This is a genomic window from Streptomyces sp. enrichment culture, assembly GCF_964273145.1.
Taxonomy (GTDB): Bacteria; Actinomycetota; Actinomycetes; order Streptomycetales; family Streptomycetaceae; genus Streptomyces.
Map to the genome: position 1 here is coordinate 839,283 of NZ_OZ186873.1, position 11,609 is coordinate 850,891.

10 protein-coding genes and 1 pseudogene are annotated in these 11,609 nt (G+C 73.9%); 3 read left to right on the plus strand and 8 right to left on the minus strand.

Annotated features, from left to right (window positions below; all coding sequences use genetic code 11):
- Window positions 1-371: 371 nt before the first annotated feature.
- A complete protein-coding gene (locus tag ACSU6Z_RS03835) occupies window positions 372-1,280 on the minus strand; it encodes a M15 family metallopeptidase (protein ID WP_437042855.1) in 909 nt (302 codons plus the stop codon).
- Between the two features lie 573 nt (window positions 1,281-1,853).
- A complete protein-coding gene (locus ACSU6Z_RS03840; RefSeq protein WP_437042857.1) occupies window positions 1,854-2,354 on the minus strand; it encodes a GNAT family N-acetyltransferase in 501 nt (166 codons plus the stop codon).
- A gap of 66 nt (window positions 2,355-2,420) precedes the next feature.
- Between ACSU6Z_RS03840 and ACSU6Z_RS03845 the strand changes: the two are divergent.
- Window positions 2,421-2,720, plus strand: a pseudogene (locus ACSU6Z_RS03845) (IS982 family transposase); the annotation flags it as partial.
- 608 nt (window positions 2,721-3,328) lie between these two features.
- Here the strand turns inward: ACSU6Z_RS03845 and ACSU6Z_RS03850 are convergent.
- The 4 genes from ACSU6Z_RS03850 to ACSU6Z_RS03865 all read right to left on the minus strand — a co-directional run bounded on the left by ACSU6Z_RS03850 (window position 3,329) and on the right by ACSU6Z_RS03865 (window position 7,524).
- Window positions 3,329-3,934 (minus strand): GTP-binding protein, encoded by a 606-nt coding sequence (locus tag ACSU6Z_RS03850; RefSeq protein ID WP_437042858.1) that lies wholly within the window; start codon window positions 3,932-3,934, stop codon window positions 3,329-3,331.
- Between the two features lie 144 nt (window positions 3,935-4,078).
- A complete protein-coding gene (locus ACSU6Z_RS03855; RefSeq protein WP_437042861.1) occupies window positions 4,079-4,474 on the minus strand; it encodes a DUF742 domain-containing protein in 396 nt (131 codons plus the stop codon).
- Window positions 4,475-4,483: 9 nt separating this feature from the next.
- Window positions 4,484-4,918 carry a roadblock/LC7 domain-containing protein gene (locus ACSU6Z_RS03860; protein ID WP_437042864.1) on the minus strand — a complete coding sequence of 145 codons (435 nt, stop codon included), beginning with the start codon at window positions 4,916-4,918 and terminating at the stop codon, window positions 4,484-4,486.
- On the minus strand, window positions 4,915-7,524 hold the full coding sequence (locus tag ACSU6Z_RS03865; protein ID WP_437042867.1) for a nitrate- and nitrite sensing domain-containing protein: 2,610 nt from the start codon (window positions 7,522-7,524) through the stop codon (window positions 4,915-4,917). The genes ACSU6Z_RS03860 and ACSU6Z_RS03865 overlap by 4 nt, the downstream gene beginning before the upstream one ends.
- 450 nt (window positions 7,525-7,974) lie before the next feature.
- On the opposite strand from ACSU6Z_RS03865, the gene ACSU6Z_RS03870 reads away from it, so the two are divergent.
- Window positions 7,975-8,523, plus strand: a complete 549-nt coding sequence (locus ACSU6Z_RS03870) for a hypothetical protein (protein WP_437042868.1) — start codon at window positions 7,975-7,977, stop codon at window positions 8,521-8,523.
- A 158-nt stretch (window positions 8,524-8,681) separates the two neighbouring features.
- Here the strand turns inward: ACSU6Z_RS03870 and ACSU6Z_RS03875 are convergent, their stop codons facing one another.
- Together ACSU6Z_RS03875 and ACSU6Z_RS03880 are read right to left on the minus strand one after the other, a co-directional pair.
- Window positions 8,682-9,866, minus strand: a complete 1,185-nt coding sequence (locus ACSU6Z_RS03875) for an NAD(P)/FAD-dependent oxidoreductase (RefSeq protein WP_437042871.1) — start codon at window positions 9,864-9,866, stop codon at window positions 8,682-8,684.
- A gap of 100 nt (window positions 9,867-9,966) precedes the next feature.
- Window positions 9,967-10,290, minus strand: coding sequence for a bifunctional 3-phenylpropionate/cinnamic acid dioxygenase ferredoxin subunit (locus tag ACSU6Z_RS03880; protein ID WP_437042872.1), 324 nt, complete (start codon window positions 10,288-10,290; stop codon window positions 9,967-9,969).
- 322 nt (window positions 10,291-10,612) lie between these two features.
- Here ACSU6Z_RS03880 and ACSU6Z_RS03885 point away from each other — a divergent pair, with 322 nt between their 5' ends.
- Window positions 10,613-11,446 (plus strand): IclR family transcriptional regulator, encoded by an 834-nt coding sequence (locus ACSU6Z_RS03885; RefSeq protein WP_437042874.1) that lies wholly within the window; start codon window positions 10,613-10,615, stop codon window positions 11,444-11,446.
- Window positions 11,447-11,609: the final 163 nt, after the last annotated feature.

The window sequence follows — 11,609 nt, forward strand, 5'->3', positions numbered from 1 at the left end:
GGGGTGCGCAGCAGGTGCCTTCTCGATGCCCCGGTGGCCGAGGCTGGCGCTGGGCGGGTGGAGGAAGGCCTCGGCGCAGGCGGTGACGGCGGGCGTGATCCGGCCCTGCGGGAGCGGGGGTGCGGTGAGGGTGGAGGAGCGGTGCCTGGCGGTCGTCGGGCCGCGTGCGGTTCCGGCCCGGGCGAGGCTGGTCAGGCTGGTGGACACCGCTCCGCCCTGCCGGCCGGTGTGGTCCGCGGCTCGGACAGTGGACGCCCGGGACGGGGCCGGGAGGGGTGCGGCCCAGGCCCGTGGCGGCTGCATCCGGTGGCGGGGAGGACGGCTTCGGCGGTGGTTCCGGGTTCGGGCGGGCGGTCCGGTTGTGCGGCGGTTCAGCGGTTCAGCGGTCCGGTGGTCCGGCGGGCGGTGGTGAGGGACTTCGTGGAGACGGGGAAGTCGAAGTAGGTGTCCGGGTAGGGCTCGGGCTTGTAGGTGTAGTGCCACCACTCCTCGGCGAGGTTGACGAAGCCGGCGTCCTCCAGGGTGGTCTTGAGCAGCAGGCGGTTGGCTCGCTGTTCGCCCTGAACGCGCGGGTCGAGGGTGTGCGAGAGGGTGTCGAAGCAGTCGAAGCCGGTGCCCATGTCGACGGAGTTGTCGGGGAAGCGCTCGTCCTGGGGCGCGTAGCACGGCACGAGCGGTCGTCCGGGGCGGTACGGCCGGGTGGGCTGCGCCGGGAGCCGGACCAGGGTCAGGTCCACCGTCGAGCCGCGGCTGTGGCCGGACTTCTCCGCGATGTAGCCGTCCGCGAAGAGGCGGGTCTTGTCGACATTCGGGTAGAACTCGTCCTTCATGGTCTGGTCGTCGAGGTCCTCCGCCCAGCGGACGAAGTGGTCCACGGCGCGTTGCGGGCGGTAGCAGTCGTACACCTTGAGGCTGTAACCCTTGGGCAGGAGGCGGAGCTGGGCCCGGTGGAGGGCTTCCGCGGCGGGGCGGGTGAGGAGGCAGAGGGGTCGGCGGTAGCCGTCGATGCGCTCGCCGACGAAGTTGTGCCGGGTGAAGTAGCGGATCTCCTGGAGGATCGTCGGGTCCACGCTGCTCAGGCTGACGAAGTCCTTCGGTGCCTTGGGGTCCGGTGTGGACCGGGCGGGAGCGGGAGCAGCGGGAGCGGGAGCGGGAGCGGGGGCAGCGGGAGCGGGAGCAGCGGGAGCGGGAGCAGCGGGAGCGGGAGCGGCGACGGCCAGGATGAGCAGGGCCGCGAGTGCGGTGGCCGGACCGCGTACCGCGATCGGAAGTCGTGTCATGCTCTCTTCATCTATCAGGCGCGGGGCGGGCGGGGGAAGCGGGGCGGGGACGGCGATCCGGGCGGCGGTGCACCAGGGGAGGGTGCTGCCGCCGCACGTCAACGTGCCCGCCGGCACGCCGGCGGACCCCAGGGGGATGCCTGCGCCGTACGACGCCGTCCGGGACGCGGGGCGCATGACATGGGAGGTGACGGTCGACGTCTGCCCGCCGTACGCACCCGTGCCGCGGGCAGCCCCTCCGGAGGCGGTGCCCACGCCGCGGAGCCAAGGATTCTGTATCTGCGCGGGCGGGGACGCGCCGCCGCGGTTGCTCACCGGCAGGGCACCGGATCCGGTGGAACCCGACGCCTCGCTGCTCGTCCGGCCGGTGGTGGCCCAGGCGATGCGGACGCTCTGTGACGAGCTGGAAGCACTGCGGGCCGTGGAGGGGTCGGGGACCGAGGCGCAGTACGCGGCCGCACGGGCGGCCGGGGCCCGACTTCCATGGTCATTCCTTGCCCATACCGGCCCGACCATCCGCCCACCACACCATCGAACTTACGAAAAGATCAGTAGACGAGTTGTTCCAGAAGCTCAGGTCAGTTGCTTGTGCATGACGACGCAGGGTCGGCCGTGCTGTCTGTCGGCACGGCGGTCGATCTCCTGCCAGCCCAGTGAGCTCCAGAAGGCGAGGGCGACGGGATTGTTCTCCAGGACGGCGAGACGGAGACCGCCCCGGCCCTCATCGCGAAACCGCTCCTCAACCATGTTGGCCAGCAATCGGCCGATGCCCTTGCGGTGGAAGTTGCCGTGCACCAGCAGCAGCCCGATCCAGGGCTGGCCATCTGTCGGGTGACGGTCCAGCAGGCACAGTAGCCCGACGAGCTGTCTCCGCTCATCGCGGGCGAGCAGTACCTCGCAGCCCTCGGTACCGGCTTCCTCCCGCAGATCGGCTTCGACCCGGTCGGCCCGGACGTTCCCGGGGTCGTATTCGCCGGCGACGCGGCAGTACTCCGGGTTGCTCGTGTAGAGGTCGACCACCTCAGCGATCTCCTGCGGGGAGAAGCGGAGCGGTGAGAGGGAGAGGGCAACCATGCAGGCATGGTAGTCAGCCCTGCCGGCCGTGGCCGGACACGAGAGGAGGACATCCGGGACCAGGGTGTGAGGACCGATCTGGACACCCTCCTCACCGCACTGTCCGTGAGGATCGATGACGAGCCGGAAGGACGGCGGTGTCCGGGCGGACCGCCGCAGTTGACCGATTCCGAGCTGGTCCGCCTGGCGGTGGCCCAGGCGATGCTGGGGTTCAGGTCCGAGGCCCGGTGGCTACGGTACGCGGGCAGGAACCTGACGCCGATGTTCCCGTACCTGCCGAAGCAGCCGAGCTGGAACAAGCGGTCACGGACCGCGTTGCCGCTGCTCAGGAAGGTGATACGCGTGCTCGCGGCCGACACGGACTTCCTGGGGGGCGTGAGCTGCACAACCCGCGCCCGGTGAGCCCGCGCCCGGGGAACACCGGCCGCCGCGACACCTCCGGCGCCGAGTTCGACCGGGGCGATCCCTTCGGCATCGTCCTTGGCCCTCCGGTCGTGGAACCGGTTCCGACGGCGGTGGAGCCGCCCGGTTTCCCCGCTCCTTCGCGGGCGAGACGTACGCATTCACCGCAACCGCGACAGGTCCAGCCGTCCCGTCGCTCCCCGCCACATGTCCGTCCGCCGTGGCTGTGCGAGAACCGGGCCTGGTCGGAGGCGCCGCCCCCTCCTTGTCGTCCCTCGCCGGGGAGGAAGGAGGAGGAAGGGGGACGACGGTGGGCATGCGTGCGGCGTGAGGCCGGGACAGTACTCGACCGCCGAACGGGCGAACACTGCGCATCCAACGGCACAAGCGGCGGCGGGGGCGAAGGCGGCATCACGTGTACGCCGTACTACGCGGTCGAGGCCGAGTGGCCCGACCGCTCCGCCTGGCTGACGGTGCGGTCGTAAACGTACGGCGAGATCAGGACGGGCGGCCGCGCCGAAGTCCGGCTACGGCGGGGGCGCGGCCGGCGGGGCACGGATCGTGCCCGCTCGTCAGACGGTGGCGGTGGAGCGGCGGCCGGCGGCGGTCGCCATGGCGTGCCGGACGACGCCGACCAGGACCTCCTTGACCGACTCCCGCTCACGGGCGTCGCACATCAGCACGGGAACGCCGGGGTCGAGATCGAGTGCCCGGCGGATGTCCTCCGTGGGGTAACGGGCCGCCCCGTCGAAGCAGTTGACGCCGACGAGGAACGGCAGGGAACGGCGTTCGAAGTAGTCGACGGCCGCGAAGCAGTCCTCCAGGCGGCGGGTGTCGGCGAGGACGACGGCCCCGAGCGCGCCCTCGGCGAGTTCGTCCCACATGAACCAGAACCGCTCCTGGCCCGGTGTGCCGAAGAGATAGAGCACCAGGTCCTCGCGCAGGGTGATGCGCCCGAAGTCCATGGCGACGGTGGTGGTGCGCTTGCCCTCCACCCCACTGAGGTCGTCCAGGGGACGCCCGGCCTCGGTGAGCAGTTCCTCGGTGCGCAGCGGCCGGATCTCGCTGACCGCGCCGACGAGGGTGGTCTTGCCCACGCCGAAGCCGCCGGCCACCAGGATCTTGAGCGTGACGGGTTCGACCGGGGGCTTGCCACGCTGGGAACGCCCGAAGATCATCGGTCTCTTCTCTCTTCTCTCTTCTCCTGCTCGGTGCTGGACGGGGGCGGTGGCGGAGAACGGGTCCTCCGCCACCGGGAGTTCGCCGCCGGGGCGTCGCCGGAGGGCGCCCGGGGTCGTCGGGGACGCCCGCGGCCGTGCCGTTCACAGGGCCCGGAGGCCGTTGATCACATCGCGCAGAATGCTCTCGTCCGGCAGCTCGGCGGGAGGCACGGGCCGCGTCACCCGGACGAACTCCGCGTCCACGAGGTCCCCTATGAGGACCCGTACGACGCCGACGGGCAGGTCGAGCTCGGCGGCGAGTTCGGCCACCGACTGCGGGGCGGCGTGGCACAGCCCGACGATGTCCACGTGTTCCGGGGACAGGGTCGCGTCCGCCTCCGGGTCGCCGGCGTCGGGGTCGGCGACGACCACCGCGATGAGGTCGAGGCGGTGCTGGGCCGCGCTGGTGGTGCGGCCGCGGGTCATGGCGTACGGGCGGACGACCGGTCCGGCCTCGTCGTCGAACCAGTGGTTTCTTCCCTGACCGTCTGCGCTCATGTCATCCCACTACCCGCCCGAGGGCAGATCGGTGCGCGGAGCGGTGCCCAGGTGGACACCGACCCGCTTGACCAGGAGGGTCATCTCGTAGGCGACCTGTCCGATGTCCGAGTCGGCGTCGGACAGGACGGCGAGGCAGCTGCCGTCCCCGGCCGCAGTGACGAACAGGAAGGCCTCGTCGAGTTCGACGACCGTCTGCCGGACGCTGCCCGCCTCGAAGTGGCGCCCCACGCCCTTGGCGAGGCTGTGGAAACCGGACGCCACGGCGGCGAGGTGCTCGCTGTCCTCCCGGGTCAGGTCCTTGGAGACCCCCGTCGGCAGGCCGTCACCGGACAGGATGACGGCCTTGCGGATGCTCGCGACGCGGTCCACCAGGTCGTCGAGGAGCCAGTTGAGCTCTCCCTTGGCGGTCGCGGTGTGGCCGGTCGCCTTCGGTGCGGTCATCGACCGTCCCCCTTTGTCGTTCGGTGTGGTGCTGTGCCGCTGTGGGCGTCGTCGCCCGCGGCGTCCTCCTCGCGGCCGCGTCGCCAGCCGCGCTGGAGCGCGGCCATACGGCTGCGTACTTCCTCGGCGTCCCGTTCGGCCGGGTCCGCCGGTTTCCCGGTGGGCCGTTCGGGCTCCTGCCTGAGCTGCGGAGCCAGACTGGCCTGCCGGACGCGGCGGGGCAGCGGGACCGGTTCCGGCCGGCCCGCGTCCGCCGAAGGAGCCTCGCCGGGTCCCGCCCGCCGGGTGCGTTCGGTCACCGGGCGGCCGTGGGAGCTGACCAGCTTGGGCGTGCGGCGGGGCAGCGGGGCCGGACCGGCCGGGTCGCCCGCCGTGCCGGGCCGGGCCTCGGCTCCCCCGGTGCCCTGCGGGCCGGCGCCTCCGCGGTCCGGGCCGCCGGGGCGGTGCCCCGGTTCGGCTTTCGCGGGCGCGGGCGCGGGGGCGGGACGTGGGCGCGACAGCCCGTCGCGTCCGCCGTTCTCGTCGGCGAGGGCGTCCAGGTCGACCGGCGCCTCCAGCTCGACGGGCCCGTCCAGGAGGCGGGCGGGCGGGCCGGGCGGGTGCGCGGGCACCTGGGAGAGGGCGCGGCGCCGTTCCACCGGTTCGCGCTTCCTCGACCGCTGGGGCCGGTCGAGGCGGAAGCCGGTGCCGTTGGTGTCCGGGACGTCGTCCGTGAGCAGCGCGGCGGGGAGGAAGACGACGGCGGTGACACCGCCGTACGGGGAGGGCTGGAGGGAGACCCGGACGTTCTGCCGCTGCGCGAGCCGGCTGACCACGAACAGGCCGAGCCGGTCGGTGTCGGACAGCTCGAACTCCGGTGTCTCGGCGAGCCGGAGGTTGGCGTCGAGGAGGGCGTCTGCCGTCATGCCGAGGCCGCGGTCGTGGATCTCCAGGGTGAAGCCGTTGGCGACCCGCTCGCCCACGACCTGCACGGCGGTGTGCGGGGGCGAGAACACGGTCGCGTTCTCCAGGAGTTCGGCCACGAGATGGGTGAGGTCCGCGACGGCCGGGCCGGTGACGGCGATCCGGGGCAGCCGGCGGACCTCGATGCGCTCGTAGTCCTCGACCTCGGCGACGGCGGCCCGCACCACGTCCATGAGCTGGACGGGCTTGCGCCACTGCCGGGAGGGGGCGGCACCGGAGAGGATGACCAGCCCCTCGGCGTGCCGGCGCATGCGGGTGGTCAGGTGGTCGAGGCGGAAGAGGTCGGCGAGTTCGTCGGTGTCCTCGGTCCTGCGCTCCATGGCGTCGAGCAGGGTGAGCTGCTTGTGGAGCAGGACCTGGCTGCGGCGGGCGAGGTTGACGAAGACCTCGGAGACGCCGGCGCGCAGCTCGGCCTGTTTGACGGCGGCTTCGACCGCGGCGCGCTGGAGGGTGTTGAGGGCCTGGCCGACCTCGCCGATCTCGTTCTCGGCGTACTCCAGGAGCGGCGCCTCGGTCTCGACGTCGACCTGTTCGCCGGCGGAGAGGCGGCGCATGACGCCGGGCAGGCGCACGCCGGACGCCTCGAGGGCCTCCAGGCGCAGCCGCCGGAGATCGCGGATGAGGCCGCGGCCGACGCGGACGGACAGGAAGAGGGAGACCAGCACGGCCAGCAGTCCGAGGACGCCGGCGACGGCCGCCTTGGCGATGACGGCCATCGCGACCGGGCGGACGCGGTCCTGGTAGCGGTCGGCGGCCCGGTCGTCGAGGGCGCCGAGTTCGTCGAGCGCCTTCCCGGCGGCCGTGTCCCAGCTCCTGGCGGTGACACCGCCGGGCAGGCCGGTCCCGGAGGAGGCGGCCGAGGAGACGGCCGCCTCCTCGGCCACGCGCAGCGGCGCGGAGGAGGCGTTCTTCCAGAAGTGCTCGTAACGGCCGCGCTCGGCGGCGGGCAGCAGCGGCAGGGTGAGCTCGTACATCTGGGTGCGCTGGGCCACGAGGTCGGAGACCTCCCGCAGCTCGGCGCGGGTCAGCCGGCCGGAGACCAGGGCGGAGCCCAGGAGGGCGTCCTCGCGGGAGAGCAGCTCGCGCGCGCGGGAGAGGTTGACGAGCGCGTGGTACTCCTTGTCCAGCTCGACGTTGTCGACGAGGTGGAGGTCGGCGAGCAGGATCTGGCACGAGTCGACCAGGCGGTTGTAGAGGGCGAGGGCCTGGGCGCGGTCGACGGTGCCGTCCTCGACGGTGCGGCGCAGGGAGCCGATGCCGCGGAAGGCGTCCAGGACGGCGGTCAGCCGGTCGCCCTCGTCGTGGCTCAGCGCGTCGCGCACGTCGGACGTCCCGGCGTTCCCGCGGACCTCGGCCACGGCCCGGTCGGTGGCGGCGCGGCTGCGGCGCAGGGCGGTGAGGCTGTCGGAGGCGCGGGGGTCGGCCAGGTAGACGAGGGTCTGGCGGCGTTCCTGCTGCAGGACGCGGACGGTGTCCTCGACGGGGTAGCCGATCTTCTCCACGACGAGCGACACGTCGAACAGGTGGCTCGCCTCGCGTCCCGTGAGCACGGTGGCGAAGGCCCAGATGGCGGTCAGGGACATCAGCGGCACGAGCAGCAGCGCCACGATCCTCCGGCGGATCGACGTCCCGCGAAAGCGCATGGCCTCCCCTAGCTCGACCCCACCGACAGGGGTGTGCATGTGCGTCAACAAACGGCGCGAGCCTACTACCGTCACGCAGATAACTCGAAGACCCTTCCGGAACCCGAACTTTCACACCGGCGGGGCGAAAGGGGAAGTTTTCCGGTCATCACGGGGCATCGCCTCCAGGGGTGCGGGCAGCGAACAAGGCGGCGAAGTGCCGGGCGGGGAAGGGACTTCGGCCGGATCACCCCGCCTGCCGGAATCCTCGGGGAGGCGCGGGAATCTTCAGGCGGCGCCGTTCGTCCTGGTCCATGGGCCGTCCGGCCCACGGCCCGGGGAGCGGAACCGGTCAGGGAGGCCGTGTCCCGCGTCCGGGCGGCGTAGAGCGGCGCAGGCCGGGCAGCCACTGGGAAACCGGGCCGTCCGAAGCGGGGCGGGAATCTGGTGGCGGTGGGGAGTGACACGTTGATGGGGACGGCGGAGCGGCGCGGGGCGCCGGGGGACGGCGGGGGGGCGTATCCGGCGGCACGGCCGGACCCCGGGGCGCCGGAGCACGGCATACCGGCGGGCGGGCGGACGGCGGTGCGCGCGGACGGAGCCGACGGGGCCGAGGCGCGGCGGCCCCTGTGGGTGGAGGAGCCGGCCCGGCGGCACCGGCTGCCGGACCCGGTGCGTACGGCGGCCGTGCGGGCTGTGCTCGTCATCGCCGTGACACTGATCCAGGCGATGGTGGCGTTCCTGTGCACGCTGGCCGGTTCGTGGGCGGCGTTCCCCATGGTGATCGGCAGTGTGGCCGGCACGGTGGTGGCCACGTGGGGGGTGCTCGACGTCTGGGTGACCCGTCAGGTCTGGAACCAGCGCCACGGGGTGGTGTCGACGCCGAGCAGCACGGCACGGGCCCTGCGGCGCGAGCGGCGCAGGGCCCGGCGCCGGGCGAGGGCCGAGGAGCGGGCCGAGGAGCGGGCCGAGGAGCGGGCACGGCGGCAGGGCGGGGCCGGGCGGTTGTCGCATCCTTGAGGACCGGCGCGTTCCAGGAGCGGGCGGCGACCGGCGGGGCACGGCCGATGGGGGACATGACCGGCGGGGCGGCAGGCCCCCATGGGGCGGCCCTGCTCCGCGGCGAACCCTCGTGGGGCGGCCGGCCCGCCCCGCGCGCGGGCCGGCCGCCCCGCCGGTCACAGCGGTGCCGGCCGCGCCCCGTCCGCCGCGCGGGCGAGTGCGCGCCGGGCCCGCGTGAAGGCGCGCGGCCGGTCCACGCAGAGGACGGCGGTCGTACGGCCGTCCCGCTCGTAGTGGGCGAGGAAGCCGCCCTCGGCGGGAGCCCCGTCGGCGATGCCCCCCTCGACGATGCGGACGAAGTCGCCGTCCTCGCGCCGGCCGGCGAACTGCAGGCGTGCGCCGTACTGGTCGGACCAGAAGTACGGCACTGTCCGCGCGGTCGCGACCGTGCGCCCGGCGAGCAGGTTGGCCACGGCGGCCCGGGGCTGCTCCGCGGCGGCGGTCCAGTGCTCGGCACGGGTGCCGCCGACGCGGGCGACGTCCCCGACGGCGACCACCTGCGGCAGGGCCGTCGCACAGCCGTCGTCGCACAGGACGCCGTCGCGCAGGGCGAGCGCCGAGCCCGCCAGCCAGGCGGTGTTGGGGGTGGCGCCGATGCCGACGACCACGACGTCCGCGGGGAGGGTCCGGCCGTCGGTGAGTTCCACGCCGGTGACCGCGACCGTGCCGCGCAGTCCGGCGACACCGGTGCCGGTGATCAGCTCGGTGCCGCCGCGCCGGTGCAGGGCGGCGCACACCGCGGCCATCTCGGTTCCCAGCTGGGGCACCAGGGGCAGGGCGGCGGCCTCGACGACGGTCACGGCATGGCCGAGCGCGGCGCAGGAGGACGCGGTCTCGGCGCCGATGAAGCCGCCGCCGATGACGACGACCCGGCGCGGGCCACGCGTGAGTTCCTCGCGCAGGGCGCGGGCGTCGTCGAGGGTGCGCAGCGTGTGGACGCCGGCGAGGCCGTCGCCGGGCAGGTGGCGGGCCGAGGCCCCGGTGGCGATGACGACGCCGTCGGTGGAGACGGTGCGGCCGTCGTCGAGCAGCACGGTGCGGCCCCGGGCGTCGAGGCCGCGGGCGCGGACGCCGAGGAGCCACTCGGCGTCCAGCGCCGCGGTCTCCTCGGCGTCGGTGAGGGCGAGTTGCGTCTCGTCGGCGCGACCGGTGAGGAAGTCCTTGGACAGGGGCGGGCGGTCGTACGGGGGGTGGGGCTCGTCCCCGACGATCACCAGCCGTCCGCCGTAGCCCTGGGCGCGCAGTTCCCGGGCGGCGTAGAGGCCGGCGAGGGAGGCGCCGACGACGGTCACGGTCCTCATGGGGTGCGGCTCCTCACCGGGTGGACGGCACGGGCGGCTCGGACGGCACGGGTGCGGTCCGCCGGGCGGACCGCCGGAGCGGGGCGGGGGGCCCGGGCGTTCACGCGGCCGTCCCCTCCTCGGCGACGAGGTGGACGTGGATCACGCCGTCGTCGACGGTGACGCGGTGGGTGCGGACGGGGCGGCGGGCCGGAAGGCCGGTCGGCCGGCCGGTGCGGAGGTCGAACGAGGCGGAGTGCAGCGGGCATTCGACCAGGCAGCCCTCCAGCCAGCCTTCGGAGAGGGAGGCGTCCTGGTGGGTGCAGGTGTCGTCGACGGCGTACAGCTCGCCGTCGTCGGTGCGGAACACGGCGACGGGCGGGGTCGTCCCGAGGCGGACGGATTCGCCCTTGGGGAGGTCTTCGAGGCGGCAGACGGGAATCACGGGCCCCCCTCTCGGTCCGGGACGCGTGGTCCGGACCTGTGTGGTCCAGGCAGGACGTTCAGGGAATGGTGGCGGGGTGGTGCGGTGAAACGTGGTGGAGTGGTGCCGCGGAGCCCGTCGGGGCCCCGCGCCCGGTCCTCGCGCCCGGGTCCCGGATGCGGGGTCCTCCCCTTCCGGGTTCCGAACGCTTCGGTAACATGATGTTTCGCATGGCGCATGATTCGGCGCTGTGCGCAACAGAATCCGGGCGGGGTGACCGTCGCGTCAAGGGTTTCCCGCAGATGCGGCCCGAACCGGGCCGACAGGTGGTGAGAGTCGAGCCATGACCCGCACGCAGAACCAGTCCGACCGCGACGAGCAGCGCGCGGAGACCCCGGCCAGGACCGGCGGCAGAGGCGCGGCGAGCGCGGTCCAGTCGGTGGACCGCGCCGTGAGCGTGCTGGAGATCCTCGCCCGGCACGGCGAGGCGGGCGTCACCGAGATCGCCGACGAGCTGGAGGTGCACAAGTCCACGGCGTTCCGGCTGCTCGGCGTCCTGGAGAACCGCGGCCTGGTGGCCCAGGCCAAGGACCGCGGCAAGTACTACCTGGGGGCCGGCGTACTGCGCCTGGCCGGGGCGGCGGCCGTGCGGCTGGACATCTCCCAGGAGGGCGTCCCGGTCTGCCGGGAACTGGCCGACGAGCTCGGCGAGACGGCGAACATCGCGGTGCTCGACGACGACGCGGCGGTCAACATCATGCAGGCGCGCGGCACCGCGTCCGTCACGGCGCAGAACTGGCTCGGCCGCCGCACCCCCTTGCACGCCACCTCCAGCGGGAAGGTGCTGCTCGCCCATCTGCCGCCCACCTTGCGCGAGGGCCTGCTCGCCCGACCGCTGCACCGGTTCACCGAACGCACCGTCACGGGTGCCTCGGTGCTGCGCGGCGAACTGGAGGCCGTGGTCGCGCAGGGGTACGCCGCCACGCTGGAGGAGCTGGAGGTGGGCCTGGCGGCCGTGGCGGCGCCCGTCCGCACGCACGACGGCAAGGTGATCGCCGCGATCAGCGTGTCGGGACCGGTGTACCGGCTCACGCCCGACCGGCTGCCGGAGCTGGCCAGGCGCACGGTGGCGGCGGGCGCGGAGCTCTCCCGCCGCATGGGGTACGGCGGCCTCTGACACCCGCTCACCGTACGGAATGCGGCGGTCCTCGACACCTGCCCGCCGTACGGACCGCGGCGTCCTCTGACACCCGCCCGCCGTACGAGCCGCGGCAGTCCCCGGCGCTCGCCCGCCGCAAGGGGGCGGCAGCCCCCGACGCGCGCCCGGGGCAAGGGAGCGG

Bases quoted from the DNA above. Each gene is read 5' to 3' on its own strand.
- ACSU6Z_RS03835 (WP_437042855.1), bottom strand. From the start codon at position 1,280: ATGACACGACTTCCGATCGCGGTACGCGGTCCGGCCACCGCACTCGCG.
- ACSU6Z_RS03840 (WP_437042857.1), bottom strand. From the start codon at position 2,354: ATGGTTGCCCTCTCCCTCTCACCGCTCCGCTTCTCCCCGCAGGAGATC.
- ACSU6Z_RS03850 (WP_437042858.1), bottom strand. From the start codon at position 3,934: ATGATCTTCGGGCGTTCCCAGCGTGGCAAGCCCCCGGTCGAACCCGTC.
- ACSU6Z_RS03855 (WP_437042861.1), bottom strand. From the start codon at position 4,474: ATGAGCGCAGACGGTCAGGGAAGAAACCACTGGTTCGACGACGAGGCC.
- ACSU6Z_RS03860 (WP_437042864.1), bottom strand. From the start codon at position 4,918: ATGACCGCACCGAAGGCGACCGGCCACACCGCGACCGCCAAGGGAGAG.
- ACSU6Z_RS03865 (WP_437042867.1), bottom strand. From the start codon at position 7,524: ATGCGCTTTCGCGGGACGTCGATCCGCCGGAGGATCGTGGCGCTGCTG.
- ACSU6Z_RS03870 (WP_437042868.1), top strand. From the start codon at position 7,975: ATGGGGACGGCGGAGCGGCGCGGGGCGCCGGGGGACGGCGGGGGGGCG.
- ACSU6Z_RS03875 (WP_437042871.1), bottom strand. From the start codon at position 9,866: ATGAGGACCGTGACCGTCGTCGGCGCCTCCCTCGCCGGCCTCTACGCC.
- ACSU6Z_RS03885 (WP_437042874.1), top strand. From the start codon at position 10,613: ATGACCCGCACGCAGAACCAGTCCGACCGCGACGAGCAGCGCGCGGAG.